The 26,307-nt window shown below is 63.2% G+C and carries 25 protein-coding genes and 1 tRNA gene; 6 read left to right on the forward strand and 20 right to left on the reverse strand.

The genetic code is table 11. From position 1 onward, the window contains the following. Nucleotides 1-48 precede the first annotated feature (48 nt). The 7 genes from JFY56_RS15820 to rlmE all read right to left on the reverse strand — a co-directional run bounded on the left by JFY56_RS15820 (nt 49) and on the right by rlmE (nt 6,306). Nucleotides 49-134, reverse strand: a tRNA-Leu gene (locus JFY56_RS15820). Nucleotides 135-144: 10 nt separating this feature from the next. Further along, nucleotides 145-534, reverse strand: a complete 390-nt coding sequence (gene secG, locus JFY56_RS15825) for a preprotein translocase subunit SecG (RefSeq protein WP_208314801.1) — start codon at nt 532-534, stop codon at nt 145-147. Between the two features lie 3 nt (nt 535-537). Next, the gene (gene tpiA, locus JFY56_RS15830; protein ID WP_208314802.1) at nt 538-1,293 is read right to left on the reverse strand and encodes a triose-phosphate isomerase; all 756 of its coding nucleotides are present in this window, start codon (nt 1,291-1,293) and stop codon (nt 538-540) included. 65 nt (nt 1,294-1,358) lie between these two features. Further along, a complete protein-coding gene (gene glmM, locus JFY56_RS15835) occupies nt 1,359-2,699 on the reverse strand; it encodes a phosphoglucosamine mutase (protein WP_208314803.1) in 1,341 nt (446 codons plus the stop codon). Next, on the reverse strand, nt 2,696-3,565 hold the full coding sequence (gene folP, locus JFY56_RS15840) for a dihydropteroate synthase (RefSeq protein ID WP_208314804.1): 870 nt from the start codon (nt 3,563-3,565) through the stop codon (nt 2,696-2,698). Before folP ends, glmM begins: the two co-directional genes overlap by 4 nt. Nucleotides 3,566-3,574: 9 nt before the next feature. Further along, nucleotides 3,575-5,482 (reverse strand): ATP-dependent zinc metalloprotease FtsH, encoded by a 1,908-nt coding sequence (ftsH, locus tag JFY56_RS15845; protein WP_208314805.1) that lies wholly within the window; start codon nt 5,480-5,482, stop codon nt 3,575-3,577. A gap of 200 nt (nt 5,483-5,682) precedes the next feature. Then, nucleotides 5,683-6,306, reverse strand: coding sequence for a 23S rRNA (uridine(2552)-2'-O)-methyltransferase RlmE (gene rlmE, locus JFY56_RS15850; RefSeq protein ID WP_208314806.1), 624 nt, complete (start codon nt 6,304-6,306; stop codon nt 5,683-5,685). A 77-nt stretch (nt 6,307-6,383) separates the two neighbouring features. Here rlmE and yhbY point away from each other — a divergent pair, with 77 nt between their 5' ends. After that, nucleotides 6,384-6,698, forward strand: coding sequence for a ribosome assembly RNA-binding protein YhbY (gene yhbY / locus JFY56_RS15855; protein WP_208314807.1), 315 nt, complete (start codon nt 6,384-6,386; stop codon nt 6,696-6,698). Between the two features lie 46 nt (nt 6,699-6,744). On the opposite strand, the gene JFY56_RS15860 is transcribed toward yhbY, so the two are convergent. The 9 genes from JFY56_RS15860 to grpE form a co-directional block, all read right to left on the reverse strand. Continuing rightward, nucleotides 6,745-7,143 carry a DUF4149 domain-containing protein gene (locus JFY56_RS15860; RefSeq protein WP_208314808.1) on the reverse strand — a complete coding sequence of 133 codons (399 nt, stop codon included), beginning with the start codon at nt 7,141-7,143 and terminating at the stop codon, nt 6,745-6,747. A gap of 10 nt (nt 7,144-7,153) precedes the next feature. Next, entirely contained in the window at nt 7,154-7,630 is a 477-nt protein-coding gene (gene greA, locus JFY56_RS15865) for a transcription elongation factor GreA (RefSeq protein ID WP_208314809.1), read from the reverse strand. Further along, nucleotides 7,627-10,848 carry a carbamoyl-phosphate synthase large subunit gene (gene carB, locus JFY56_RS15870; protein ID WP_208314810.1) on the reverse strand — a complete coding sequence of 1,074 codons (3,222 nt, stop codon included), beginning with the start codon at nt 10,846-10,848 and terminating at the stop codon, nt 7,627-7,629. Before carB ends, greA begins: the two co-directional genes overlap by 4 nt. Before the next feature lie 19 nt (nt 10,849-10,867). Continuing rightward, nucleotides 10,868-11,518: a leucine efflux protein LeuE gene (gene leuE / locus JFY56_RS15875; protein WP_208315207.1), complete on the reverse strand. Its 651-nt coding sequence runs from the start codon at nt 11,516-11,518 to the stop codon at nt 10,868-10,870. 14 nt (nt 11,519-11,532) lie between these two features. Further along, a complete protein-coding gene (gene carA / locus JFY56_RS15880; protein WP_208314811.1) occupies nt 11,533-12,669 on the reverse strand; it encodes a glutamine-hydrolyzing carbamoyl-phosphate synthase small subunit in 1,137 nt (378 codons plus the stop codon). A gap of 195 nt (nt 12,670-12,864) precedes the next feature. Beyond that, nucleotides 12,865-13,671, reverse strand: coding sequence for a 4-hydroxy-tetrahydrodipicolinate reductase (dapB, locus tag JFY56_RS15885; RefSeq protein ID WP_208314812.1), 807 nt, complete (start codon nt 13,669-13,671; stop codon nt 12,865-12,867). Between the two features lie 67 nt (nt 13,672-13,738). Further along, nucleotides 13,739-14,869, reverse strand: coding sequence for a molecular chaperone DnaJ (gene dnaJ, locus JFY56_RS15890; protein ID WP_208314813.1), 1,131 nt, complete (start codon nt 14,867-14,869; stop codon nt 13,739-13,741). A gap of 123 nt (nt 14,870-14,992) precedes the next feature. Then, nucleotides 14,993-16,909, reverse strand: coding sequence for a molecular chaperone DnaK (gene dnaK / locus JFY56_RS15895; RefSeq protein ID WP_208314814.1), 1,917 nt, complete (start codon nt 16,907-16,909; stop codon nt 14,993-14,995). Between the two features lie 89 nt (nt 16,910-16,998). Beyond that, nucleotides 16,999-17,562, reverse strand: coding sequence for a nucleotide exchange factor GrpE (grpE, locus tag JFY56_RS15900; RefSeq protein WP_208314815.1), 564 nt, complete (start codon nt 17,560-17,562; stop codon nt 16,999-17,001). A 167-nt stretch (nt 17,563-17,729) separates the two neighbouring features. Between grpE and recN the strand changes: the two genes are divergently transcribed. After that, entirely contained in the window at nt 17,730-19,406 is a 1,677-nt protein-coding gene (gene recN, locus JFY56_RS15905) for a DNA repair protein RecN (protein WP_208314816.1), read from the forward strand. A gap of 232 nt (nt 19,407-19,638) precedes the next feature. Here the strand turns inward: recN and fur are convergent, their stop codons facing one another. Continuing rightward, entirely contained in the window at nt 19,639-20,043 is a 405-nt protein-coding gene (gene fur, locus JFY56_RS15910) for a ferric iron uptake transcriptional regulator (protein WP_208314817.1), read from the reverse strand. 97 nt (nt 20,044-20,140) lie between these two features. On the opposite strand from fur, the gene bamE reads away from it, so the two are divergent. After that, complete coding sequence (gene bamE, locus JFY56_RS15915; RefSeq protein ID WP_208314818.1) at nt 20,141-20,674, forward strand: outer membrane protein assembly factor BamE; 534 nt, start codon at nt 20,141-20,143, stop codon at nt 20,672-20,674. Nucleotides 20,675-20,726: 52 nt separating this feature from the next. On the opposite strand, the gene JFY56_RS15920 is transcribed toward bamE, so the two are convergent. Together JFY56_RS15920 and JFY56_RS15925 are read right to left on the reverse strand one after the other, a co-directional pair. Beyond that, nucleotides 20,727-21,035, reverse strand: coding sequence for an RnfH family protein (locus JFY56_RS15920; RefSeq protein WP_208314819.1), 309 nt, complete (start codon nt 21,033-21,035; stop codon nt 20,727-20,729). After that, entirely contained in the window at nt 21,028-21,462 is a 435-nt protein-coding gene (locus JFY56_RS15925; protein ID WP_208314820.1) for a type II toxin-antitoxin system RatA family toxin, read from the reverse strand. Before JFY56_RS15925 ends, JFY56_RS15920 begins: the two co-directional genes overlap by 8 nt. Before the next feature lie 208 nt (nt 21,463-21,670). Between JFY56_RS15925 and smpB the strand changes: the two genes are divergently transcribed. Then, a complete protein-coding gene (smpB, locus tag JFY56_RS15930; protein ID WP_208314821.1) occupies nt 21,671-22,150 on the forward strand; it encodes an SsrA-binding protein SmpB in 480 nt (159 codons plus the stop codon). Between the two features lie 29 nt (nt 22,151-22,179). Here smpB and JFY56_RS15935 read toward each other — a convergent pair whose 3' ends face one another. Next, nucleotides 22,180-22,947 carry an FCD domain-containing protein gene (locus JFY56_RS15935; protein WP_208314822.1) on the reverse strand — a complete coding sequence of 256 codons (768 nt, stop codon included), beginning with the start codon at nt 22,945-22,947 and terminating at the stop codon, nt 22,180-22,182. Between the two features lie 296 nt (nt 22,948-23,243). Between JFY56_RS15935 and JFY56_RS15940 the strand changes: the two genes are divergently transcribed. Both JFY56_RS15940 and lldD read left to right on the forward strand, forming a co-directional pair. Next, nucleotides 23,244-24,917, forward strand: coding sequence for a lactate permease LctP family transporter (locus tag JFY56_RS15940; protein ID WP_208314823.1), 1,674 nt, complete (start codon nt 23,244-23,246; stop codon nt 24,915-24,917). A gap of 152 nt (nt 24,918-25,069) precedes the next feature. Next, entirely contained in the window at nt 25,070-26,215 is a 1,146-nt protein-coding gene (gene lldD, locus JFY56_RS15945; RefSeq protein WP_208314824.1) for an FMN-dependent L-lactate dehydrogenase LldD, read from the forward strand. Nucleotides 26,216-26,307 lie beyond the last annotated feature (92 nt).

Consider the following 26,307-nt stretch of genomic DNA (forward strand, 5'->3'; position numbering starts at 1 on the left):
AACCAAACTGCCCGAACGAAAAGGCCCGCTACGCGGGCCTTCCGTATATGGTACCGAGGAGGGGACTCGAACCCCTACAGCCTATGGCCACTACCACCTCAAGGTAGCGTGTCTACCAATTCCACCACCTCGGCATAAACCGACTTACTTCTGCTCCGGAGTCGCAGGAACGTCTCCTTCGCTGGCAGCAGGCTTCTGCTGCTCTTGCGGGACCGGCACATCGCTTGCCGCCGGAACCGACTCTTGTCTCTGCTCAACAACCGCCGGATCTGGCAAACCAGCGTTGCGAATCATATCAGCTTTTTCTTTAGCATAATACGCTAAACCCAAGCTGGTAATGAAAAAAACCGCAGCAAGTATAGCAGTAAAACGGCTCAGGAAGGTAGCAGAACCCTGGCTACCGAACACCGTCGCCGAAGCACCCGCGCCAAAGGACGCGCCTGCATCAGCACCCTTGCCGTGCTGCAGAAGAATCAGCACAACCAGACCCAGCGCCATCGCTAGGTGAACCACAATCACTACTGTTTCCAGCATTTCTCAGCTTCCCGCAGCGCAACAAATCGCGCCGAACTCGTCCGCATTGAGAGAGGCTCCACCAATCAGCCCCCCATCTATATCCGGCATACCGAACAGCTCAGCAGCATTCGCCGCCTTGACACTGCCGCCGTACAGGAGACGAACTCCCTGGGCGACCTCGGCATCTTCTGCCGCCAACTGCGCACGGATAGCCGCATGTACTTGCTGGGCCTGCTCGGGAGTTGCTGTCAGCCCCGTCCCGATCGCCCATACCGGCTCGTAAGCCACAACGGCGCGAGAAAACACCTCTACGCCCAGATTCTCGATCACCGAGCCCAACTGGCGCCCGACAACCTCGAGAGTCCTGCCCGCCTCGCGTTCCTCACGGCTTTCACCGATGCAGAGCACCGGAATCAGCCCGCAGGACTGCGCGGCGGCGAATTTGCGACTGACGACGTCATCGCCCTCACCGATGATCTGGCGGCGTTCGGAATGCCCCACCAGCACTAGGCGACAACCTGCATCAGCCAGCTGACTGGCGGCAATCTCGCCTGTCAGCGCACCCTGCTCCGGCTCGAGCGCGCAATTCTGCGCCCCAACCGCAATCGACTTGCCTTCCAGCCCTTTCAGGACCTGCTCGATGTAGAGATAAGGCGGAAAGACCGCGACCTCGACATCCGTGGGCAACGCCAACTGCTGCAGTCCTTTGATCAGCTCCGACACACTGGAACGGGTACCGTGCATCTTCCAATTACCGGCTACTAAAGCTCGCCGCATGCTGTACCTCGCTGAGCAAAGTGGGCGCAGATGTTACTCAACGAAAAAGAGACTGGCAAGAGAAATCAAGCACATACCTCCGAAACAACCTTCGCCAGCTGTTCCGCGTGGGCTCGCACCTGCTTTTCATCGTCGCCTTCGACCATTACCCGCAGCAACGGCTCGGTACCGGACTTGCGCAGCAGCACGCGGCCACGTCCAGCCATGCTTTCGGTCGCGCGCGCGCAGGCGTCCTTCACCGCAGGATGCTCGAGCGGATCGACGCTGCCGCCCTTGAACCGGACATTGAGCAGCACCTGCGGGCACATGCGGATACCCTTGCGCGCCTCGGCCAGGGTCTGACCGCGATGCTTCAGGGCCATCAGCACCTGCAGCGCCGCAATGATCGCATCGCCGGTAGTGGTGTGCTGGCAGCACACGACATGGCCGGAGTTCTCCCCACCAAGCTGCCAGCCGCGCGCCAGCAGCTCAGCCATGACATAGCGGTCACCGACCTTGGCGCGAACGAAGGGGATGTTCATTTCCTGCAGCGCCAGTTCGAGCCCCAGATTGCTCATCAGGGTGCCAACCACGCCACCTTGCAACAGCTTCCGCTCATGCAGATCACGGGCGATCAGGAAGAGAATCTCGTCGCCATCCACCACCGCACCGGTGTGGTCGACCATCAGCACCCGGTCGCCATCGCCATCGAAGGCGATGCCCATGTCGGCATGCTCGGCGATGACCGTCTTGCGCAGCGCCTCGATATGGGTCGACCCGCACTGCTCATTGATGTTCAGGCCGTTCGGCTGCGCGCCGATCACCGAGACCTGCGCCCCCAGCTCGCGGAATACGCTGGGCGCCACCTTGTAAGTGGCCCCGTGGGCGCAGTCGAGCACCAGCTTCAGGCCGGCGAAGTTGGTACTGGTCGGCACGCTGCTCTTGCAGAATTCGATATAGCGGCCGGCCGCGTCGTTGATTCGCGACACCTTGCCCAGGCGCGCCGACTCGACCACCGTCATCGGCGCATCGAGCAATTCCTCGATGACCAGCTCGACCTCGTCCGGCAACTTGGTGCCCTGGCCGGAGAAGAACTTGATGCCGTTGTCGTCGTGCGGGTTGTGCGAGGCGCTGATGACGATACCGGCCTCGGCATGGAAGGTACGGGTCAGATAGGCGATACCCGGGGTCGGCATCGGCCCCAGCAGCATCACGTCGGCACCCGCGGCCGACAAACCGGCTTCCAGGGCGGATTCGAACATGTACCCGGAAATACGGGTGTCCTTGCCGACCAGCACGCGGCACGTGCCCTGCCGGCGGAATGCCATGCCAACAGCCCAGCCCAGCTTGAGCACGAAATCCGGCGTGATCGGCGGAGTTCCGACGCGCCCACGAATACCATCGGTACCGAAATACTTTCTGCTCATACCTGCAATCCTTCCTCTCGCGATTTTGCCACCGCGTCGATCATTCGAACCACGTCCACCGTTTCGGCGACATCATGCACCCTGATGATGCTTGCCCCCTTGGCGACCGCCAGGGCCGCAAGGGCCAGGCTGCCATACAGGCGCTCGCCAACTTCGCGGTCAAGGGCGCGGCCAACCATGCTCTTGCGCGACACGCCGACCAGCAGCGGACAGCCCAGTTGCAGCAGGCCCTCCATCTGGCGGAACAGGCTCAGGTTATGCACCTGGGTCTTGGCGAAGCCGAAGCCCGGGTCCAGCACGATACGCTCGCGCGGGATACCTGCTGCCGCGCAAGCCTGCATGCGCTCCTCGAGAAAACCTCGCACCTCGACGAGGATATCCGCATAGCGCGGGTCATCCTGCATATTCCCCGGCTCGCCGCGCATATGCATCAGGCACACCGGCAACCCTGTATCGACGGCCGCATCCAGCGCGCCGTCACGTTGCAGCGAGCGGACATCGTTGATCAATCCGGCGCCAAGGCGACCGGACTCACGCATCACGGCCGGTGTAGAAGTATCGACCGAGACGACCACGTCCAGTTCGCGGGCGACAGCTTCGACCACCGGCGCGACACGCTCGAGCTCCTCCGTCGGCGAGACGGTACGGGCACCCGGCCGGGTCGATTCGCCGCCGATATCGATCAGCATCGCACCGGCTTCGACCATCTCCGCCGCATGACGCAGCGCGACATCCAGCCGATTGAAACGGCCGCCATCGGAAAAGGAATCGGGGGTGACGTTGAGGATGCCCATGACATGCGGGCGCGTTAAATCAAGAACCCGGTTGCCACATGGCAACCGGGTCGGGTATTGCGGAAAACTCATCGGGTTCTCTCAGTGCTCGCCGGCGGGACCACCAATCGGTTTCTCGGGGCGAGCACCTTCTTCCCGGGACGGGCTTGCCGGCCCGGAACCGCCCTGCCAGTCGCGCGGTTCGCGCGGCACACGGCCCGCCATGATGTCGTCGATCTGATCGGCGTCGATAGTTTCGTACTTCATCAGCGCGTCGGACATCATGTCGAGCTTGTCGCGGTTTTCCTCAAGCAGGCGCTTGGCTATGCCATAGCAGTCGTCGATGATGCGGCGGACTTCCTGGTCGATCATCTTGGCGGTATCACCGGACAGGCTGGAGTGCTGGCCTCCAGCGCTGCGACCGAGGAATACCTCACCCTCTTCTTCCGCATACATCAGCGGACCGAGTTTTTCCGACAGGCCCCACTTGGTCACCATGTTCCGCGCCAATTGAGTGGCGCGCATGATGTCGTTGGAGGCACCCGTGGTGACGCCTTCGAAACCAAGGGTCATCTCTTCCGCGATACGGCCGCCGAACAGCGAGCAGATCTGGCTTTCCAGCGCACGCTTGGACAGGCTGTAGCGGTCCTCCTCCGGGAGGAACATGGTCACGCCAAGGGCGCGGCCACGCGGGATGATGGAAACCTTGTAGACCGGGTCATGCTCCGGCACCAGGCGACCGACGATGGCGTGGCCAGCCTCGTGGAAAGCGGTGTTCCGCTTCTCTTTCTCGGACATGACCATGGTCTTGCGCTCGGCGCCCATCATGATCTTGTCCTTGGCCAGTTCGAACTCGCGCATGTCGACGATGCGCTTGTTGGAGCGCGCGGCGAACAGCGAGGCCTCGTTGACCAGGTTGGCCAGGTCGGCGCCGGAGAAGCCCGGAGTACCGCGGGCGATCACACCCGGGTCGACGTTCTCGCCGAGCGGAACCTTGCGCATGTGCACCTTCAGGATCTGCTCGCGGCCACGAATGTCCGGCAGACCGACCACCACCTGGCGGTCGAAGCGGCCCGGACGCAGCAGCGCCGGGTCGAGCACGTCGGGACGGTTGGTCGCGGCGATCACGATGATGCCGTCGTTCATCTCGAAGCCGTCCATCTCCACCAGCAACTGGTTGAGGGTCTGCTCGCGTTCGTCGTGACCGCCACCCAGGCCGGCGCCACGATGGCGACCTACGGCGTCGATCTCGTCGATGAAGATGATGCACGGAGCGTGCTTCTTCGCCTGGTCGAACATGTCGCGCACGCGGGACGCGCCCACACCGACGAACATTTCGACGAAGTCGGAACCGGAAATGGTGAAGAACGGCACCTTGGCTTCGCCGGCGATGGCCTTGGCGAGCAGGGTCTTACCGGTACCGGGCGGGCCGACCATCAGCACGCCGCGCGGGATGCGACCACCCAGGCGCTGGAACTTGCCCGGGTCGCGGAGGAATTCGACCAGCTCGCTGACCTCTTCCTTGGCCTCGTCGCAACCGGCGACGTCGGCGAAGGTGGTCTTCACCTGATCTTCGGAAAGCAGGCGCGCCTTGCTCTTGCCGAAGCTCATCGGGCCACCGCGGCCACCGCCGCCGCCCTGCATCTGGCGCATGAAGAACATGAACACGGCGATGATCACCAGGATCGGGAAGCTGGCGACGAGCAACTGGGTCCAGATGCTCTGCTGCTCAGGCTGCTTGCCCTCGACGACCACGTTGTTGTTGACCAGGTCGCCGATCAGGCCATTATCCTGGATCGCCGGACGAATGGTCTTGAAGGTATCGCCATCCTGACGCTTGCCGGTGATGACGTAGCCATCCACGGTCACGCGCTCGACCTTCCCATCCTTCACCTGCTGGATGAAGTCCGAGTAGTTGAGCGTCTGCGGCTCACTCGGGCTGGAGAAGTTGTTCATCACGGTAACCAGTACGGCCGCGATGATCAGCCACAGGATCAGGTTCTTTGCCATGTCGTTCAATTGACTACCCTCTGAAGCCGGCTCCGCCCTGGAAACCGCTTCGCACGACGGCCAGACTCCTTTCCGGCCAAATTACTACACAACCCCTGCCCCGAGCAGGAGCCGTCTGTAACCCTTTATGAACTCCGGCGCGAACCGGCACAAGCGACGCTTGAGGGCTGCAGACCTGCAGCCGGCCCACTCAAATCAGTCTAGGCCCCTCGAAAGCCCCGTGCGAGCAGATACTGCTCGCGCGAACGATCGCGGGAAGACAACGGCTTGCGCATCTGCACCTTGTCGAAATTTTCGCGGACCGACTTCAGGTACACGTCGAAACCTTCGCCCTGGAAAATCTTGATCAGGAAATCACCGCCCGGACGCAACACCCGGGTGCAAAGATCCAGCGCCAGCTCGCAGAGGAACATGGCACGAGGCATGTCCACAGCCGGCAATCCACTCATATTGGGGGCCATATCCGAAATCACAAGGTCTACCGGATTTTCTCCGATGGCCTCGAGCAATTTGGCAAAGACCTCATCCTCGGTGAAGTCCCCCTGGATAAAGGTGACGTCCGGAATGCTGTCCATCGGCAGGATGTCCGAGGCGATCAGAGTGCCCTTGTCGCCGATCACCCGACTGGTGACCTGCGACCAGCCGCCCGGCGCCGCGCCGAGATCGACCACGGTCATGCCCGGGCGCAGGATGCGATCCTTCTCCTGGATTTCCAGCAGCTTGTAGCTGGCGCGCGAGCGGTAGCCGTCGCGTTGCGCCATCTTCACGTACGGATCGTCGAAATGTTCTTTCAGCCAGCGATGGCTAGTCTTGGAACGGGCCACGTATTACCTCGTATCAGCAGCACCCGATATAACCGAAACTCGGGTAAAATATCCGCCTTTTTCCCAGGGGTCTGATTATGGCGCTCACTCAGGAGCAGAAGAAACAGTTCAAATCTATCGGCCACCACCTGAAACCGGTATTGATCGTTGCAGAGAACGGTCTGACCGAAGGTGTCATGGCCGAGCTCGAGCGTGCGCTCAACGATCATGAACTGATCAAAGTACAGTTCCGCATCACCGAACGCGAGGATCGTCGTGCACTGATCGACGAACTCTGCCAGAACGGCAGCTGCGAGCTGGTTCAGGTCATCGGCAAGATGGCGCTGATCTATCGCCGCAATCCCAAGCCGAACCGCAACCTGTCGAACATCAGCCGCTTCAGCGGTCTGTGACAGGCAGGCATCGATAATGCGGGAGCGGTAACGCTCCCGCGGCATTTCAGGCTTCCCGCCCCGGCGCCGGCTGCAGCACCAGCAGCAACCCGCAGAGCGCCAGCACCAGATAGTTGAACAGCAGCCAGCGCTGCGCATCCGGCGCGATGCTGTGCACCACGAAATAAGCTCCCGCCATCGCCAGAACAGCGAGCAGCAACTGGCCGCGCACATCGCGCCAGAGGCTGGCGACTCCGCGCATCTGAACCAGTACCAGCGCCTGCAACGCCGCGCAGAAGCCGGTAAAACCGACGAGCAGCGGGATCAGCACGGCAGCCACGGACTCGACCAGCAACGGCGCCAGGCCGATCTTCTCCAGCGACGGCAGCACCACAAAGCGCAACAGCCAGAGGCCACCGACCCAGAATGTCTGGGCCAGCAGCCAACTGGCGGTTCCGGCTTGCAATGACGTGCGATCAGTCGTGGCGGACTTCAACGATCTCGTACTCGACTTCGCCGCCCGGGGTCTTGACGATCACGGCATCCCCTTCGGTCTTGCCGATCAGGGCGCGGGCGATGGGCGAGCTCACCGAGATCTTGCCGCGTTTGATATCGGCCTCGTCGTCACCGACGATCTGGTAAGTCACGGTTTCATCGGTATCGACGTTGGCGATATCCACGGTGGTGCCGAAGATCACCTTGCCGGTGTGCGGGATCGCGGTGACATCGATGATCTGGGCGTTCGACAGCTTCGCCTCGATATCGCGGATACGCGCCTCGGACATGCCCTGCTGCTCGCGCGCGGCATGGTACTCGGCGTTCTCCTTGAGATCGCCCAGCTCACGCGCTTCGGCGATGGCCTGGGTGATCTGCGGGCGCAGTACGGTCTTCAGGTGTTTCAGTTCTTCTTCCAGGGCGCGGGCGCCCTGGACGGTCATGGGGAACTTGCTCATGCGTTGATTCCTGCATGCAGATCCTGCAGCCGGCGAACGGTCTTCTCAGGACCGAACTTGAGCGCCTCACAGATCGCCTGACCACCGGCAATGGTGGTGGTACAGCAGATCTTGTGCTGCAGGGCGTTGCGACGGATGGAATAGGAGTCAGCGATCGACTGACGCCCTTCCGTGGTGTTGATGATCAGCGTTACTTCGTCGTTCTTGATCATGTCGACGACATGAGGACGACCTTCGGTGACCTTGTTCACCCGACGAACCGGCAGGCCGGCCGCCTCGATCACCTTGGCGGTGCCGGCGGTGGCGACCACTTCGAAGCCGAGCTCGACCAGATCGCGGGCAACCTGGGTGACGAACGGCTTGTCGTCCTCGCGCACGCTGATGAAGGCGCAACCGCTGGTCGGCAGGATCTCGCTGGCACCCAGCTGAGCCTTGGCGAAGGCCTCGGCGAAGCTGTCGCCAACACCCATCACTTCACCGGTGGACTTCATTTCCGGGCCGAGGATCGGGTCGACGCCGGGGAACTTGGCGAACGGGAATACCGCTTCCTTGACGCTGAAGAACGGCGGGATGATTTCCTCGGTGAAGCCGATTTCCTTCAGGCTCTTGCCGGCCATGACGCGAGCCGCCACCTTGGCCAGCGAGTCGCCGATGCACTTGGAAACGAACGGCACGGTACGCGAGGCACGCGGGTTCACTTCGATGACGAAGATGTCCTCACCCTGCACCGCCATCTGCACGTTCATCAGGCCGACCACGCCGAGCTCCAGGGCCATCTTCTTGACCTGGGAGCGGATCTCGTCCTGGATGTGCGCCGGCAGCGAATACGGCGGCAGGGAGCAGGCGGAGTCGCCCGAGTGCACACCGGCCTGCTCGATGTGTTGCATGATCGCGCCGATCACCACAATCTCGCCGTCGCACACCGCGTCGATGTCGACTTCGATGGCGCAGTTGAGGAAGTGGTCAAGCAGTACCGGGCTGTCGTTGGATACTTTCACCGCTTCACGCATGTAGCGCTTGAGCTCTTCTTCCTCGTAGACGATCTCCATCGCACGACCGCCCAGCACATAGGACGGACGCACCACCAGCGGGTAGCCGATGACCTTGGAGTGAGCCAGGGCTTCGTCTTCGCTGCGCGCGGTGGCGTTGGCCGGCTGGCGCAGGTTGAGGCGCTGGACCATCTGCTGGAAGCGCTCGCGGTCTTCGGCGCGGTCGATGGCGTCCGGGGAAGTGCCGATGATCGGCACGCCGGCTTCTTCCAGGGCGCGGCAGAGCTTCAGTGGGGTCTGGCCGCCGTACTGGACGATCACGCCCTTCGGCTGCTCGACGCGGACGATTTCCAGCACGTCTTCCAGGGTCACCGGCTCGAAGTACAGGCGATCGGAAGTGTCGTAGTCGGTGGAGACGGTTTCCGGGTTGCAGTTGACCATGATGGTCTCGTAGCCGTCTTCGCGCATCGCCAGCGCCGCGTGTACGCAGCAGTAGTCGAACTCGATGCCCTGGCCGATGCGGTTCGGACCGCCGCCGAGGATCATGATCTTGTCGCGAGTCGACGGATTGGCCTCGCACTCTTCCTCATAGGTCGAGTACATGTAGGCGGTGTCGGTGGCGAATTCGGCGGCGCAGGTGTCCACGCGCTTGTACACCGGCACGACCTTGAGCTTGTGGCGGTGGTTGCGCAGGTTCTTCTCGGTGACGCCGAGCAGCTTGGCCAGGCGCGCGTCGGAGAAGCCCTTGCGCTTGAGCTTGAACATCAGGTCGCGGTCGATGGAGGCCAGGCCCAGGGTCTTGACCTTCTCTTCGTCCTTGACCAGGTCCTCGATCTGCACCAGGAACCACTCGTCGATGCGAGTCAGGTCGAACACTTCGGCGATGGTCTTGCCGGCACGGAAAGCGTCGGCAACGTACCAGATACGCTCGGCGCTCGGCACGGTCAGCTCGCGCTTGAGGACGCTTTCGGCTTCCGCGCTATTCAGGTCCAGTTTCGGATCGAAGCCGGTGGCGCCGACTTCCAGGCCGCGCAGGGCTTTCTGCACGGACTCCTGGAAGGTGCGGCCGATGGCCATGACCTCGCCCACGGACTTCATCTGGGTGGTCAGGCGGGCGTCGGCTTTCGGGAACTTCTCGAAGGCGAAACGCGGGATCTTGGTGACGACGTAGTCGATGGACGGCTCGAAGGACGCCGGGGTGCGACCGCCGGTGATGTCGTTCTGCAGTTCGTCGAGGGTGTAGCCGACGGCCAGCTTGGCGGCGATCTTGGCGATCGGGAAGCCGGTGGCCTTGGAAGCCAGCGCCGAGGAACGCGACACGCGCGGGTTCATCTCGATCACGACCATGCGGCCGGTGTTCGGGCAGATGCCGAACTGCACGTTGGAACCGCCGGTTTCCACACCGATCTCACGCAGCACCGCCAGCGAGGCGTTGCGCATGATCTGGTATTCCTTGTCGGTCAGGGTCTGCGCCGGAGCCACGGTGATCGAGTCGCCGGTGTGCACGCCCATCGGGTCGAAGTTCTCGATGGAGCAGACGATGATGCAGTTGTCCTTCTTGTCGCGGACAACCTCCATCTCGTATTCCTTCCAGCCGATCAGCGATTCGTCGATCAGCAGTTCCTTGGTCGGCGACAGGTCGAGACCGCGGGCGCAGATTTCCTCGAACTCTTCGCGGTTGTAGGCGATACCGCCGCCGGTGCCGCCCATGGTGAAGGACGGACGGATGATGCAGGGGAAACCGACCTTGTCGAGGACGCTATAGGCCTCTTCCATGCTGTGGGCGATGCCGGAGCGCGGGCAGGCCAGGCCGATGGACTTCATCGCCTTGTCGAAGCGCGAACGGTCTTCGGCCTTGTCGATGGTGTCGGCGTTGGCACCGATCATCTCGACGCCGAACTTCTCCAGCACGCCGTGGTGCTCGAGGTCCAGCGCGCAGTTCAGCGCGGTCTGGCCGCCCATGGTCGGCAGCAGCGCGTCAGGGCGCTCCTTCTCGATGATCTTGGCGACGGTCTGCCACTTGATCGGCTCGATGTAGGTGGCGTCGGCCATGGCCGGGTCGGTCATGATGGTGGCCGGGTTGGAGTTCACCAGGATGACGCGGAAGCCTTCTTCCTTCAGGGCCTTGCAGGCCTGTGCGCCGGAGTAGTCGAACTCGCAAGCCTGGCCGATGACGATGGGGCCGGCACCGAGGATCAGGATGCTCTTGATGTCTGTACGCTTGGGCATGGGACTCTCGTTGCAAATTTCAGGATAGGGTTGCGCTGGCCAGCTTCACGCCAAAGCCGACGAACAGGGCGCCGACGCCACTCGAGGCGCCGGCAGCCAGCCGTTGCCGCCGGCGGAACCAGGCCGCCAGGCGCACACCGGAAAAAATCAGGAAACTCAGGTAAAGGGCGCTGATCAGTTCGAGGATCGTCCCCAGCACCAGGAACGACAGCCCCGGATAGGCGTATGCCGGGTCGACGAACTGGATGAAGAAGGAGACGAAGAACAGGATCGCCTTGGGGTTCGACAGGCTGAGCAGCAGCGCCTTGCGGAACGGCTGGTTGACGTCCACCTGCTCCACCGCATCGCTCGACACCTGCGGCTGCTGGAGTTTGCGCCAGCCACCGCGCAGCATGCCGACGCCGAGGTAGAACAGGTACGCCGCGCCAAGGTACTTGAGGCCGAGGAACAGCATCGGCTCGGCCTTCAGCAACGAGGCGATACCGAGGGCGGACAGCAGCATCAGCACCGCATCGCCGATGAACACCGCGGACGCCGCCCGGTAGCCCGCAGCCACGCCGCGCTGGGCGGCGGTGGCGAGCACGAACAGCGAGTTCGGCCCGGGCAGCAGGATGATGAACAGCGTACCCAGGACATAGGTCCAGAGGTCGGTGATCCCCAGGGTCGGCACCATTTCCACGAACCTCAACGGCGCTCGGCCATCGCCGCGATGAAGCGGTCGAACAGCGGCGCGACGTCGTGCGGGCCCGGGCTGGCTTCCGGGTGACCCTGGAAGCTGAAGGCGGCCTTGTCGGTACGCTCGACGCCCTGCAGGGTGTTGTCGAACAGCGACTTGTGGGTAGCGCGCAGGTTGCCCGGCAGGGTCGACTCGTCCACTGCGAAGCCGTGGTTCTGGCTGGTGATCATCACCACGCCGGAATCGAGATCCTGCACCGGGTGGTTGGCGCCATGGTGGCCATGACCCATCTTCATGGTCTTGGCACCGGAGGCCAGGGCCAGCAGCTGGTGGCCGAGGCAGATGCCGAACACCGGAATCTCGGTATCGAGGAACTCGCGGATCGCCTGGATCGCGTAGTCGCACGGCTCGGGGTCGCCAGGGCCGTTGGAGAGGAAGATGCCGTCCGGGTTCAGGGCCAGCACTTCGCTGGCCGGAGTCTGCGCCGGCACCACGGTCAGGCGGCAGCCGCGGGCAACCAGCATGCGCAGGATGTTCAGCTTGACGCCGTAGTCGTAGGCGACCACGTGGTACGGCAGGTCGGCGGCGGCGATTTCCGGATGACTGTCGGTTTCCAGGTTCCACACGCTGGAGCGCCATTCATAACGCTCGGTGCAGGACACCACCTTGGCCAGATCCATACCTTTCAGGCCGGGGAAGCTGCGCGCCAGTTCGAGGGCTTTCTCTTCGGTGGCGTCGTCACCGGCGAGGATGCAGCCGTTCTGCGAACCCTTTTCGCGCAGGATGCGGGTCAGGCGGCGGGTATCGATGCCGGCGATGGCAACGGTGCCGTTGGCCTTCAGGTATTCCGGCAGGGATTGCTTGTCGCGCCAGCTGCTGGAGAGCAGCGGCAGGTCGCGGATGATCAGGCCGGCAGCCCAGACCTGGTTCGACTCGGCGTCTTCCGGCGTGGTGCCGGTGTTGCCGATGTGCGGATAGGTCAGGGTGACGATCTGTTGGGCATAGGACGGATCGGTAAGGATTTCCTGGTAGCCGGTCATGGCGGTGTTGAACACCACCTCACCAACGGTCTGACCGTCGGCACCGATGGCTTCACCGCGAAAAATGCTGCCGTCGGCAAGTGCGAGTATGGCTGGCTTAGTCAAGAAGACCTCCCGTAAATCAAGCCTGGCTGGGCGTACGCAGGTTGTAAAAAAGCGGGATGACAAAGAAAAGTCATCCCGCTTTTTTATGGTTCATTCTGCGCTGCTTTTAGTGGACACACTAAATTTGTAGTTTACAGAAAAGCGACAATTCGGTCCACCTTTTGGTCAGCGCTTTGCATACCGCTCAGCACTTGCCTAGCGCAAACCCAGAACATCCTGCATATCGAACAGGCCGTTTTCGCGCCCATCCAGCCACAACGCCGCACGCACCGCGCCGCGGGCAAAGGTCATGCGACTGGAGGCCTTGTGGGTAATCTCCACGCGCTCGCCTTCGGATGCGAAAAGAACGGTGTGATCGCCGACCACATCGCCGGCACGCACGGTGGCGAAGCCGATGGTCTCGCGCTCGCGGGCGCCGGTCTGGCCTTCGCGACCATAGACCGCAACCTTCTCCAGATCACGACCGAGAGCCTGGGCAACCACCTCGCCCATGCGCAGCGCGGTACCGGACGGCGCATCGACCTTGTGCCGGTGGTGCGCCTCGATGATCTCGATATCCACCTCGTCGCCCAGCACGCGCGCGGCGGTATCCAGCAGCTTCAGGCAGAGGTTCACGCCGACGCTGTAGTTGGCCGCGAAGACGATCGGGATATCCTTCGCCGCGTCGGCCAGCAGCTGCTTTTCCTCGACGCTGAAACCGGTGGTGCCGATCACCATGGCCTTGCCCGCCTTGCGGCAGACTTCCAGGTTCTTCAGGGTCACTGTCGGATGGGTGAAGTCGATCAGCACGTCGAACTCATCGAGCACCTTCGCCAGGTCGCCCGACAGCGGCACACCGATGCGTCCCAGCCCTGCCAGCTCGCCGGCATCGGCACCGACCAGGGTGCTGTCCGGACGATCGACGGCCGCCGTCAGGCCGGCGCTGCCGCCCGTAGCCTGCACCGCCTCGATCAGGTTCTTGCCCATGCGCCCGGCGGCGCCCATCACGGCTATACGTCGCATAAAAACAGCTCCAGGCTGCGAGCCGCAGGCTGCAAGCGACACCATCGCCTGCGGCCTGCCGCCTTGGTTATAGATCGTCGAAGAAACGCTTCATGCCCTCGAACCAGCCACTGGCCCTGGGCGAATGGGAGGTATCGCTCTGCAGCGTGCTGCGGAACTCCTCGAGCAACTCACGCTGGCGCTTGTCCAGCTTGACCGGAGTTTCCACGACCACCCGGCACATCAGGTCACCGGCGCCGCCGCCGCGTACCGGGGCCACGCCCTTGCCGCGCAGGCGGAACAGTTTACCGGTCTGGGTGCCTTCCGGAATCTTCAGCTTGACCCGGCCGTCCAGGGTCGGCACTTCCAGCTCACCGCCCAGCGCCGCATCGGCGAAGCTGATCGGCACCTCGCAGTACAGATGCTTGCCGTCGCGCTGGAAGATCGGATGCTCGCGGACATTGACCACCACATAGAGGTCGCCCGACGGCCCGCCATGGGCACCGGCCTCGCCCTCGCCGCTGAGGCGGATGCGGTCGCCGGTATCGACGCCAGCCGGCACCTTCACCGACAGAGTCTTGTGCTCTTCCACGCGCCCCTGGCCATGGCAGGTACCGCACGGATCGGAAATCATCTTGCCGTTGCCGTGGCAGCGCGGGCAGGTCTGCTGTACCGAGAAGAAGCCCTGCTGCATGCGCACCTGACCGACACCACCGCAAGTGGTACAGGTCACCGGCGAAGTACCCGGCTTGGCGCCGCTGCCGTTGCAGGTCTTGCAGCCGACCAGGGTCGGCACGCGGATGGTCACGGTAGTGCCGCGCACCGCATCTTCCAGGTCGAGATCGAGGGTGTAGCGCAGGTCCGCGCCGCGCTGCACACCGCCGCGCGAGCCGCCACGACCGCCGCCACCGAAGAAGTCGCTGAAGACGTCGCCGAAGATGTCCGAGAAGCTCGCGCCGCCGAAACCGGCACCGGCGCCCGCCCCCATCTGCGGATCGACACCGGCATGGCCGTACTGGTCATAAGCCGCGCGTTTGCTGGCGTCGGAGAGAATCTCGTAGGCCTCGTTGGCTTCCTTGAATTTCTCCTCGGACTCCTTGTCGCCGGGATTGCGGTCCGGGTGGTGCTTCATGGCCAGCCGGCGATAAGCCTTCTTCAGCTCCGCCTCGCTGGCGCCGCGCTCGACACCCAGTACCTCGTAGAAATCACGCTTGGACATAACTTTCCTGCACTCTGAAAACCTCTCCTCCAGACACGCCGACGCGGGAGCAAGCCCCCGCGCGACGGTTCATGCGCGCCGACCGCGAAGGACAGCGCGCAGGAGCGGAAGCAAGCCTGCGGCTTACTTGTTCTCCTTGACCTCTTCGAACTCAGCGTCGACCACATCGTCGCCCGCCTTGTTGTCCGAGGCATCGCCCTGGGCCGCGGCACCCGGCTGCGGCTGTTCGGCGTACATCTTCTGGGCCAGCGGAGTGGACGCCTGGGACAGCGCGTTCATCTTCGCTTCGATCTCGGCCTTGTCGTCGCCCTTCACGGCAACTTCCAGCTCGCCGAGCGCTTTCTCGATGGCAGCCTTGTCTTCGGCGGAAGCCTTGTCGCCAGCCTCGGTGACCATCTTGCGAGTCGCATGGACCAGCGCGTCACCCTGGTTGCGGGCAGCGGCCAGTTCCTCGAACTTGCGGTCTTCCTCGGCATTCGCCTCAGCGTCGCGGACCATCTGCTCGATCTCGTCCTCGGACAGACCGGAGGAAGCCTTGATCACGATGGACTGCTGCTTGCCGGTGGCCTTGTCCTTCGCACCTACGTGCAGGATGCCGTTGGCGTCGATGTCGAAGGTCACTTCGATCTGCGGCACACCGCGCGGAGCCGGCGGAATGTCGGCCAGGTCGAACTTGCCCAGCGACTTGTTCTGCGCGGCCTGCTTGCGCTCGCCCTGCAGCACGTGGATGGTCACGGCGCCCTGATTGTCGTCGGCAGTGGAGAACACCTGCGACTTCTTGGTCGGGATGGTGGTGTTCTTGTCGATCAGCGCGGTCATCACGCCACCGAGGGTTTCGATACCCAGGGTCAGCGGGGTGACGTCGAGCAGCAGCACGTCCTTGACGTCGCCAGCCAGCACGGCGCCCTGGATGGCAGCACCCATGGCAACGGCTTCGTCCGGGTTGACGTCCTTGCGCGCTTCCTTGCCGAAGAACTCGGCAACGGTCTTCTGTACCAGCGGCATGCGGGTCTGGCCGCCGACCAGGATCACTTCGTCGATCTTGGAAACGTCCAGGCCGGCATCTTTCAGCGCGATACGGCACGGCTCGACGGTGCGGTTGACCAGGTCTTCCACCAGAGATTCCAGCTTGGCGCGGGAAACCTTGACGTTCAGGTGCTTCGGACCGCTGGCGTCGGCGGTGACGTACGGCAGGTTGACGTCGGTCTGCTGGGTCGAGGACAGCTCGATCTTGGCCTTCTCGGCAGCTTCCTTCAGACGCTGCATGGCCAGCGGGTCGCCTTTCAGGTCGATGCCCGACTCTTTCTTGAACTCGTCGACGAGGTAGTCGATCAGGCGCAGGTCGAAGTCTTCACCACCGAGGAAGGTGTCGCCGTTGGTAGCCAGCACTTCGAACTGGTGCTCGCCGTCGACTTCGGCGATCTCGATCACCGACACGTCGAAGGTGCCGCCGCCCAGGTCATAGACGATGATGGTGTGGTCGCCCTTGGCCTTGTCCATGCCATAGGCCAGCGCAGCCGCGGTCGGCTCGTTGATGATGCGCTTGACGTCCAGACCGGCAATGCGGCCGGCGTCCTTGGTGGCCTGACGCTGGCTGTCGTTGAAGTAGGCCGGTACGGTGATGACCGCTTCGGTCACCGGCTCGCCCAGGTAGTCCTCGGCGGTCTTCTTCATCTTCTTCAGCACTTCGGCGGAAACCTGCGGCGGAGCCATCTTCTGGCCCTTGGCTTCTACCCAGGCGTCGCCGTTGTCAGCCTTGACGATGGTGTACGGCACCATCTTGATGTCTTTCTGCACGACGTCTTCTTCGAAGCGACGACCGATCAGGCGCTTCACCGCGTACAGGGTGTTTCGCGGGTTGGTCACAGCCTGACGCTTGGCCGGCTGACCTACCAGGATTTCGCCATCGTTGGCGTAGCCGATGATCGACGGCGTGGTGCGCGCGCCTTCGGCGTTCTCGATGACCTTGACGTTACCGTTCTCCAGGATGGACACACAGGAGTTGGTGGTCCCCAGGTCGATACCAATGATTTTGCCCATATTCACTCTCCAGAAATTAGATTCCGTGCTGACCTTGTCGCAGGTCTTTCGCTCGGTTGATTACCCAGATGGGGACCGGGTGTCGGATTTCAAGCCTTCTCGTCGATCGACGGCGGAGTTTCTTCCGGTGCCTTGCTCACCACGACCATCGCCGGGCGCAGCAGGCGGCCATTCAGCAGATAGCCCTTCTGGAACACCTTGACCACGCTGCCCGGCTCCACGTGCGCGCTCTCCTGCATGGCCATCGCCTGGTGATGCTCAGGGTTGAACGGCTCGCCATGCGGATCGACCGGCTCGAGGTTGAAGCGCTTGAGGGTGTCGTGGAACATCTTCAGGGTCAGCTCGATGCCTTCGCGCATCGGCTTGATCGCTTCGTCGTCCGGACTGGACATCTCCAGCGCGCGCTCCAGGGTGTCGACCACCGGCAGGAGGTCGCCGGAGAACTTCTCCAGGGCGAACTTGTGCGCCTTCTCCACGTCCTGCTCGGCGCGACGGCGAATGTTCTGCAATTCGGCGGCGGCGCGCAGGTTGTGGTCTTTCGCCGCGGCGAGCTGCTCTTCCAGCTCCAGCACGCGGGCGTTCAGATCCTCGGCGGCAGCGACTTCCGGCTGTTCGCCGTTCTGCGGGTCCAGGGTCTGTTGCTCGTCAGACATACGTCTCTCCTTCGAAAAATAAGCCTTGAAAAACAATGTGAACCCTCTGGTTCATGGCTTTGTGGCCTATATGGGGACCGAATCCGGCGCTTCAAGGGGCGAAGGAAAATTGCCAGACGGAAAAAATACTGTATAAATAACCAGAAAAGTCCCTGGAGCCGCCGCCCATGCTGGTTCATCTGTCCGTGCACAACTACGCCATCGTCGAGCACCTCGATCTCGAACTCGCCGCCGGCATGACCGTGATCACCGGTGAAACCGGCGCCGGCAAGTCGATCATGCTCGATGCCCTCGGCCTCGCCCTTGGCGACCGGGCGGACAGCGGCGTGGTACGCCCCGGCGCGGACAAGGCGGATATTCTCGCCAGCTTCGATGTCAGCGCGATTGCCGAAGCACGGGACTGGCTGGCCGAACGCGACCTGGAGCAGGACGGCCCGTGCATCCTGCGCCGGGTGATCACCGCCGAGGGCCGCTCGCGCGCCTACATCAACGGCACCCCCTGCCCGCTCGGCGACCTGAAGAGCCTCGGCGAGCTGCTCATCGATATCCACAGCCAGCACGAGCACCAGTCGCTGCTGAAGTCCGACACCCATCGCCGCCTGCTCGACGAATACGCCGGCAGCCACGATCTCGCCCGCCAGGTGCAACTGGCCGCGCAGCGCTGGAAGCAGACCCGCGCGGAACTCGATCGCCTGTCGCGCAGCAGCGACGAGCAGCGCGCCCGCCACCAGTTGCTCAGCTACCAACTGGAGGAGTTGGAAAATCTCGCCCTTGGCGAAACCGAGCAGGAAGATCTGGAACGGGAGCACAAGACCCTGAGCAACGCCGGCAGCCTGATCGGCGCCTGCCAGCAGGTGCTGGACATGTGCAGCGAGAGCGACGCCGGCAATGTGCTCTCCGCTCTCACCGCCAGCCTGCACCGGCTGACCGCCTTCCAGAGCCAGCCGGCCGCGCTGGCGGAGGCGGTCAATCTGCTGTCCAGCGCACAGATCCAGGTGGAGGAAGCGGTCGGCGAACTGAATCGCTTCGTCGACAACTTCGATGCCGATCCCAACCGCCTGCAGCAACTGGAAGAACGCCTGGACAGCATCTACAGCCTGGCGCGCAAGCATCGCGTGCAGCCTGCCGCCCTGCTCGAACTGCAGCAGCACCTGCTTGATGAACTGGAAGCGCTGAACGCGGACGACGAAGCAGTGGAGCGCCTGGGCGAAGAGCTCGAAGCCTACGCCCGCCACTACCAGGAAAAGGCCGCCGAACTCAGCGCCCTGCGCCGCGCCGCCGCGTCACCACTGGCCGCCGCAGTGGAACACGAGATGCAGCGCCTCGGCATGCCTGGCGGGCGCTTTGCCATCGAACTGGGTGAACTGACCCAGGCGGAGCCGCAGGTCAACGGCATGGAACAGGTGGAGTTCCTGGTCAGCGCCAACCCCGGCCAACCGATGAAGACCCTGGCCAAGGTCGCCTCCGGCGGCGAGCTGTCGCGCATCAGCCTGGCGATCCAGGTCATCACGGCGCAGACCTCGCGCATTCCCACCCTGGTGTTCGACGAAGTCGACGTCGGCATCGGCGGCCCGACCGCCGAAGTGGTCGGGCAACTGCTGCGCAACCTCGGAGCCCGCGGCCAGGTACTGACCGTCACCCACCTGCCGCAGGTCGCCGCCCAGGGCCATCAGCACCTGTTCGTGCACAAGGAACGCGGCACCAGCGAGACCCGCACTGCCGTGGCGAATCTGAAGAAGAACGAACGCATCGAGGAAGTCGCCCGCATGCTCGGCGGCGTGGACCTGACCAAGGAGTCGCTGGCCCATGCGCGGAAGATGGTGGATAGCGCACTGCAGGGCTGACCCCACCTGATCGCGGGCTGCAATGCCCACCGTAGGTTGGCGCTGAGCTTGCGAAGCCCAACATCGCCATCGTTGGGCTTCACTGCGTTCAGCACCAACCTACGCGGGTTATGGCCCAGCCACGTAGGTTGCTCCTATGGCCATGCAGAGCTCGCTCCAACTACGCCACCACAGGCATGCAAAAGAAAACGGCGACCCAAGGGTCGCCGTTTCGCTTTCCAGAAATATGCGCTTACTTTTTCTTGCGCACGTAGAGCACCAGATTGTGATCGACCAGCTCCAGACCTCGCTCGGAAACGAGCTCCTTCTGCCGCTTCTCGATCTCCGAATCCATGAATTCGATGACTTCACCGGTGTCGACACAGACCATGTGATCGTGATGGCCACTGTCGGCCAGCTCGAATACCGCATGACCACCGTCGAAGTTGTGACGCACCACCAGACCGGCAGCCTCGAACTGGGTCAGAACGCGGTAGACCGTGGCCAGGCCTACATCTTCGCCCGCCTCCATCAGCGCCTTGTAGACATCCTCCGCGCTCATGTGGCGCTGCTCCGTGGAGTCGAGCATCTGGAGGATCTTGACGCGCGGCAGCGTGACTTTCAGGCCGGCTTTTCGCAGTTCGCTGTTTTCAACCATTTTGCTTTCTCGGCGCGGGGATGCTTCGCAGCCTCCCTCAATGCGGGTATGATCGGGATTTTCGTAGCCCAGCCAAGATAGTGGAAGTCATCCCCTGATGCAAAACGCCAAGCACATGCTGACCAGTCTCGCATTCGTACTGGGACTCGCCGCACTCGCCGGTTGCTCTTTTCCCGGGGTTTACAAAATCGACATCCAGCAGGGCAACGTCGTTACACAAGATATGATAGACCAGTTGAAGCCCGGAATGACCCGCCGGCAAGTGCGGTTTATCATGGGCAACCCGCTGATTACCGACACGTTCCATCCCAATCGCTGGGATTACCTGTACAGCATCCAGCCGGGCGGCGGCGCTCGCCAGCAGGAGCGGATGAGCCTGATCTTCAGTGATAACGACCAATTGGTCGGCCTGAACGGCGATTTCATGCCGGGTGTCAGCCGCGACGAGGCGATCCTCGGTACGGAAGCGGCTCCCGCTACCACTCCCGAGCAGCCGGCCCAGCAGCCGGAGCAGCCGAAGGAACAACCCGCCAAACCGGGCTCCCTCGAAGAACAGATCCAGCAGGAAGTCGACCAGGTGGAAACCGTGCCAGTTCCGACTCCAGAACCGCTGGACGCGAACCCGCAGTAAGGTTCGACAGCCCGAACATGAAAGAGCCCGGCACACGCCGGGCTCTTTCGTTTCAGCCTTTCGCCGCCTTCGCCCGTGCGGCGCGCTGCTTGCGCACCTCCTTGGGATCGGCAATCAGCGGGCGATAGATTTCCACCCGCTCGCCATCCTCCAGCACGCGTTCCTCCGGCAGCGCGACCGCCTTGCCGAAAATGCCGAGCGGGCAATGGCGCACATCGATCTCGGGGAACTCCGCGGCGATGCCTGACAGCTCGACCGCCTCACGCATATGCGTGCCATAAGGCACACTCAGGCGCAGCAGGCGCTGGCGCTCGGCCAGCGCGTAGACCACTTCGATGGCGATGCTGCGCGCCTCAGCCATAGAGCTGCTTGGCCCGCTGGCAGAAGGCATCGACCATGGTATTCGCCGCCTGGGTGAACAGCGGCCCGAGGGTCGCCTTGACCAGCGCTCCCGCGTAATCGAAACGCAGGTCGAGGGTGATTTTGCAGGCCTTGTCGCCCAGCGCCTTGAAGTGCCAGACGCCGTGCAGTTCGGTGAACGGCCCCTCGACCAGATTCATCTCGATGCTCTCTCCGGGCACCAGCACATTGCGCGTGGTGAAGCGCTGGGTGAGGCTGCCCTTGGACACCGTCAGCTCGGCGTGCATCGCTTCCTCGCTCGCCTCCAGCACCTTGCTGGCCGAGCACCAGGGCAGGAATTCCGGATAGCGCGCCACATCGTTCACCAGGTCGTACAACGCCCGCGCGGGGTAAGGCAGCAGCGCCGAACGCTGGATATGCGTGCTCATATGAATGTCTCGCTTGCTCGATCCAACGGTTGCGCCACACCGACCCGCAGCGGAACGCACCGACTATGCAAAAAACAGCGCGCATTCTCCGAGATTAGCCACGCCCCCTCAAGCACGCATCCCGTCCGGATCACGCCGCACGCTGCATCGCGGCGATTTGCATGGCCCGATAGCGGCGCAGCCGGCGACTCCCTATAATGCGCGGCCTATGGCTAAACAGAAGAAACACCCTTCGGGGACCATCGCGCAGAACAAGAAGGCTCTGCACGACTACTTCATCGAGCAACGCTTCGAAGCGGGCATTGCCCTGGCTGGCTGGGAAGTGAAAAGCCTGCGGGCCGGCAAGGCGCAGCTGGTGGACAGCTATGTCCTGCTGAAGGACGGCGAAGCCTGGCTGTTCGGTGCGCATATCACTCCGCTGACCACCGCCAGCACCCACGTGATCGCCGACCCGATCCGCACGCGCAAGCTGCTGCTGCACAAGCGCGAACTGGGCAAGCTGTTCGGCTCCGTGCAACAGAAGGGATATGCCTGCGTCGCGCTGTCGATCTACTGGAAGAAGCACCTGATCAAGTGCGAGATCGCGCTGGCCAAGGGCAAGAAGGAATACGACAAGCGCGACACCGAGAAGGAACGCGATTCCAATCGGGAAATCCAGCGCGCGATGCGCCACGGCAAGGACGATTAAGGGCAGTTGCAAGCAGCGTAGGATCTGCCTTAGGTTCCCTGCCGCCGCTGCGACCGCTCCAGCCTGAGCGCTTCCGCCTGGGCGTCGCTCAGCACTTCACGCACGTAATCGATGTGCCGCTGGGAAATCTCCCGCGCCTCTTCGGCACGCCCGCCAACGATGGCTTCGTACAGATCGCGATGCTGACGCATCAGCTGTTCGCGGGTCTCGTCGCGCTGGGCGTACATGCCGCCGATATTGGTCACCACGTTGCGCCTCAGCAGGTCGAACAGGGCGCGAATGGTGTGCAGCAGCACGGCGTTATGACTGGCCTCGGCAATCGCCAGATGGAAATTCGCATCGGCCGCGCCCTCTTCCGCGCGGCTGACCTTGCCGTGGCGCAGGTAGCAGTCCTGCAGCGTATCGAAGGACTGCTTCAGGCGTTGATGATCCACTTCCGTGGCACGTTGCGCCGCATAGAAGGCACAGGAACCTTCGAGGGTGTGGCGGAACTCCAGCAGGTCCCGCTGCGCCTCGGGATTGCTCTCCAGCAGGTGCAGCAGCGGATCGCTGAACATCGAGCCGAGCTCCTCGGTGACGTAGTTGCCACCACCCTGCCGGCTGATCAGCAGGCCCTTGGCTACCAGCTTCTGGATCGCCTCGCGCAGCGACGGCCGTGACACGCCGAACTGCTCGGCCAGCATGCGCTCGGCCGGCAGGCGCTCGCCGGCCTTCAGCGTCCCCTCCAGAATCATCGCCTCCAGACGCTCGACGATGTCATCCGACAACCGGCGATGTTTCACCTGACCAAAAGCCATTTCCTGCAAATCTCCCGCTAGAACCCTCTACACCAGCCGTTTCGCCTGGCGCCGGGCAGCCTACCCAGCCCACTCCGGCACAACAAGCCCGGATGTAGGAAGGATGCCTTCAACAAAAGTCGTACTGCAGCAAATTGACAGTGCCCTGATATGGCTTTTACCCTGAGCCATCGGATTTGTAAATTGGTCTTACCAATTAATCCGACAAAATAGCAAAACGATCAGTCGACAGCCCGGCGGCCCTCGAAACCGACCGGCACCAGGCACTCACCAATAACAATCAGGGAGCCACCCAGATGCAAACCTGGCAGCAAATCTATACCCCGCTCGGCAGCCTCGGCCTGTCCGCGCTAGTCGCATTGATTCCAATCATCTTCTTCTTCCTCGCCCTCGCCGTATTCCGCATGAAGGGCCACGTCGCCGGCACCATCACCCTGGCGCTGTCGATCGCGGTCGCCATCTTCGCCTTCCAGATGCCTGCCGACATGGCCTTCGCCGCCGCCGGCTACGGCTTTGCCTACGGCCTGTGGCCGATCGCCTGGATCATCGTCGCCGCGGTATTCCTCTACAAACTCACGGTGAAGAGCGGCCAGTTCGAGGTCATCCGCAGCTCGGTGCTGTCGATCACCGGTGACCAGCGCCTGCAGGTGCTGCTGATCGGCTTCTCCTTCGGCGCCTTCCTCGAAGGCGCGGCCGGCTTCGGCGCCCCGGTGGCGATCACTGCGGCCCTGCTGGTCGGCCTCGGATTCAACCCGCTGTACGCCGCCGGCCTGTGCCTGATCGCCAATACCGCGCCGGTAGCCTTCGGTGCGCTGGGTATCCCGATCATCGTCGCCGGCCAGGTCACCGGCATCGACGCCTTCAAGATCGGCGCCATGACCGGCCGCCAACTGCCATTCCTGTCGATCCTCGTACCGTTCTGGCTGGTGTTCATGATGGACGGCCTGAAGGGCGTGAAGGAAACCTGGCCGGCCGCGCTGGTGGCCGGCGGCAGCTTCGCCATCACCCAGTACCTGACCTCCAACTTCATCGGCCCGGAACTGCCGGACATCACTTCCGCCCTGGTCAGCCTGGTATCCCTGACTCTCTTCCTCAAGGTCTGGCAACCGGCCAGCGAGCGCGAGGTGGTCGGCGTCTCCGGCGGCGCCGCGGTGCTTGGCGGCAACTCTCGCAGCAGCGAGCCTTCGCCCTACAGCTTCGGCGAGATCGTCAAGGCCTGGTCGCCGTTCCTGGTGCTCACCGTGATGGTCACCATCTGGACCCTGAAACCGTTCAAGGCGATGTTCCTCCCGGACGGCGCGCTGTACAGCCTGGTGTTCAACTTCGCCATCCCGCACCTTGACCAACTGGTGGTCAAAACCGCCCCCATCGTCGCCAACCCGACGGCGATCCCCGCGGTATTCAAGCTGGACCCGATTTCTGCCACCGGCACGGCGATCCTGCTGTCCGCGGTGATCTCGATGTTCATCCTCGGCATCCATGTGAAAACCGGTCTGACCACTTTCAAGGAAACCCTGGTCGAACTGAAATGGCCGATCCTGTCCATCGGCATGGTGCTGGCCTTCGCCTTCGTCACCAACTTCTCCGGCATGTCCACCACCCTGGCCCTGGTACTGGCCGGCACCGGCGCGGCGTTCCCGTTCTTCTCGCCGTTCCTCGGCTGGCTGGGCGTGTTCCTGACCGGCTCGGACACCTCGTCCAACGCCCTGTTCGGCTCCCTGCAGTCGACCACCGCGCACCAGATCGGCGTCAACGACACCCTGCTGGTGGCTGCCAATACCAGCGGCGGCGTGACCGGCAAGATGATCTCGCCGCAATCCATCGCCGTGGCCTGCGCCGCGACCGGCATGGTCGGCAGGGAATCCGACCTGTTCCGCTTCACCCTCAAGCACAGCCTGATGTTCGCCACCATGGTCGGCCTGATTACCCTGGCCCAGGCATACATCTTCACCGGCATGCTGGTTCACTGACGGAGCCCTGATCGGCTGCGCGTCGGCGATACAGCGTTGGAAATGGCCTCGGCCTGCTCACCTACAGTCGTAGGCTCCGCACCCTCGGCCATTTCCGTCTTGTCTCGCTCTAGCTCGCTCGATCCAATAGTTTTCATCAACGGAAGAGCCCAATGATCATTTCTGCCTCTACCGACTACCGCGCCGCAGCCCAACGCAAGCTGCCGCCGTTCCTATTCCACTACATCGACGGCGGCGCCTACGCCGAATACACCATGCGTCGCAACGTGGAAGACCTGGCTGGCATCGCCCTGCGCCAGCGCGTGCTGAAGAACATGTCCGAACTGAGCCTGGAAACCCGGCTGTTCAACGAGACGCTGTCGATGCCGGTGGCGCTGGCCCCGGTCGGCCTGACCGGCATGTACGCACGCCGTGGCGAGGTGCAGGCAGCGCGGGCGGCGGCGGCGAAAGGCGTGCCGTTCACCCTCTCCACCGTTTCCGTCTGCCCGATCGAGGAAGTCGCACCGGCGATCAACCGGCCGATGTGGTTCCAGCTCTACGTGCTGAAGGATCGCGGCTTCATGCGCAACGCGCTGGAACGCGCCAAGGCGGCAGGCGTGACCACCCTGGTATTCACCGTCGACATGCCAGTACCCGGCGCCCGCTACCGCGACGCCCACTCCGGCATGAGTGGCCCGAACGCCTCGGTACGGCGCATCCTGCAGGCCATGACCCATCCGGAATGGGCGTGGGACGTCGGCCTGCTGGGCAAGCCCCACGACCTCGGCAACATCTCCACCTACCGCGGTCACCCGACCGGCCTGGAGGATTACATCGGCTGGCTGGGCGCCAACTTCGATCCGTCGATCTCCTGGAAGGACCTGGAGTGGATTCGCGACTTCTGGGACGGCCCGATGGTGATCAAGGGCATCCTCGATCCGGAAGATGCGAAGGACGCGGTGAAGTTCGGTGCCGACGGCATCGTCGTCTCCAACCACGGCGGCCGCCAGCTCGACGGCGTACTGTCGAGCGCCCGCGCGCTGCCGGCCATCGCCGACGCGGTGAAGGGCGAACTGGCGATCCTCGCCGACTCCGGCATCCGCACCGGCCTCGACGTGGTACGCATGATCGCCCTCGGCGCCGACTCCGTACTGCTCGGCCGCGCCTTCGTCTACGCACTGGCCGCCGCCGGCGAAGCGGGAGTTATGAACCTGCTGGAACTGATCGAGAAGGAAATGCGCGTCGCCATGGTCCTGACCGGCGCCAAGTCCATCAGCGAAATCAGCGCCGACTCGCTGGTACGCGAGTTGGGCAGGTAATCGCTCTCTGTAGGGACAACGGTCTTGCAGGCCGCTGTCGGAGCGGCTTTTTGTAGGAGCCAGCTTGCTGGCGATCATCCGAGCCAACTGGC

This window comes from Pseudomonas schmalbachii, from assembly GCF_017589465.1.
In the GTDB taxonomy this organism is placed as follows: Bacteria; Pseudomonadota; Gammaproteobacteria; order Pseudomonadales; family Pseudomonadaceae; genus Pseudomonas; species Pseudomonas schmalbachii.

Coding starts and splice junctions, on each gene's coding strand:
- dnaK (WP_208314814.1), bottom strand. CDS start 16,909: ATGGGCAAAATCATTGGTATCGACCTGGGGACCACCAACTCCTGTGTG.
- lldD (WP_208314824.1), top strand. CDS start 25,070: ATGATCATTTCTGCCTCTACCGACTACCGCGCCGCAGCCCAACGCAAG.
- dapB (WP_208314812.1), bottom strand. CDS start 13,671: ATGCGACGTATAGCCGTGATGGGCGCCGCCGGGCGCATGGGCAAGAAC.
- glmM (WP_208314803.1), bottom strand. CDS start 2,699: ATGAGCAGAAAGTATTTCGGTACCGATGGTATTCGTGGGCGCGTCGGA.
- recN (WP_208314816.1), top strand. CDS start 17,730: ATGCTGGTTCATCTGTCCGTGCACAACTACGCCATCGTCGAGCACCTC.
- JFY56_RS15940 (WP_208314823.1), top strand. CDS start 23,244: ATGCAAACCTGGCAGCAAATCTATACCCCGCTCGGCAGCCTCGGCCTG.
- smpB (WP_208314821.1), top strand. CDS start 21,671: ATGGCTAAACAGAAGAAACACCCTTCGGGGACCATCGCGCAGAACAAG.
- tpiA (WP_208314802.1), bottom strand. CDS start 1,293: ATGCGGCGAGCTTTAGTAGCCGGTAATTGGAAGATGCACGGTACCCGT.
- JFY56_RS15920 (WP_208314819.1), bottom strand. CDS start 21,035: ATGGCTGAGGCGCGCAGCATCGCCATCGAAGTGGTCTACGCGCTGGCC.
- dnaJ (WP_208314813.1), bottom strand. CDS start 14,869: ATGTCCAAGCGTGATTTCTACGAGGTACTGGGTGTCGAGCGCGGCGCC.
- bamE (WP_208314818.1), top strand. CDS start 20,141: ATGCAAAACGCCAAGCACATGCTGACCAGTCTCGCATTCGTACTGGGA.
- yhbY (WP_208314807.1), top strand. CDS start 6,384: ATGGCGCTCACTCAGGAGCAGAAGAAACAGTTCAAATCTATCGGCCAC.
- fur (WP_208314817.1), bottom strand. CDS start 20,043: ATGGTTGAAAACAGCGAACTGCGAAAAGCCGGCCTGAAAGTCACGCTG.
- JFY56_RS15935 (WP_208314822.1), bottom strand. CDS start 22,947: ATGGCTTTTGGTCAGGTGAAACATCGCCGGTTGTCGGATGACATCGTC.
- JFY56_RS15925 (WP_208314820.1), bottom strand. CDS start 21,462: ATGAGCACGCATATCCAGCGTTCGGCGCTGCTGCCTTACCCCGCGCGG.
- ftsH (WP_208314805.1), bottom strand. CDS start 5,482: ATGGCAAAGAACCTGATCCTGTGGCTGATCATCGCGGCCGTACTGGTT.
- grpE (WP_208314815.1), bottom strand. CDS start 17,562: ATGTCTGACGAGCAACAGACCCTGGACCCGCAGAACGGCGAACAGCCG.
- folP (WP_208314804.1), bottom strand. CDS start 3,565: ATGAGTTTTCCGCAATACCCGACCCGGTTGCCATGTGGCAACCGGGTT.
- greA (WP_208314809.1), bottom strand. CDS start 7,630: ATGAGCAAGTTCCCCATGACCGTCCAGGGCGCCCGCGCCCTGGAAGAA.
- carB (WP_208314810.1), bottom strand. CDS start 10,848: ATGCCCAAGCGTACAGACATCAAGAGCATCCTGATCCTCGGTGCCGGC.
- secG (WP_208314801.1), bottom strand. CDS start 534: ATGCTGGAAACAGTAGTGATTGTGGTTCACCTAGCGATGGCGCTGGGT.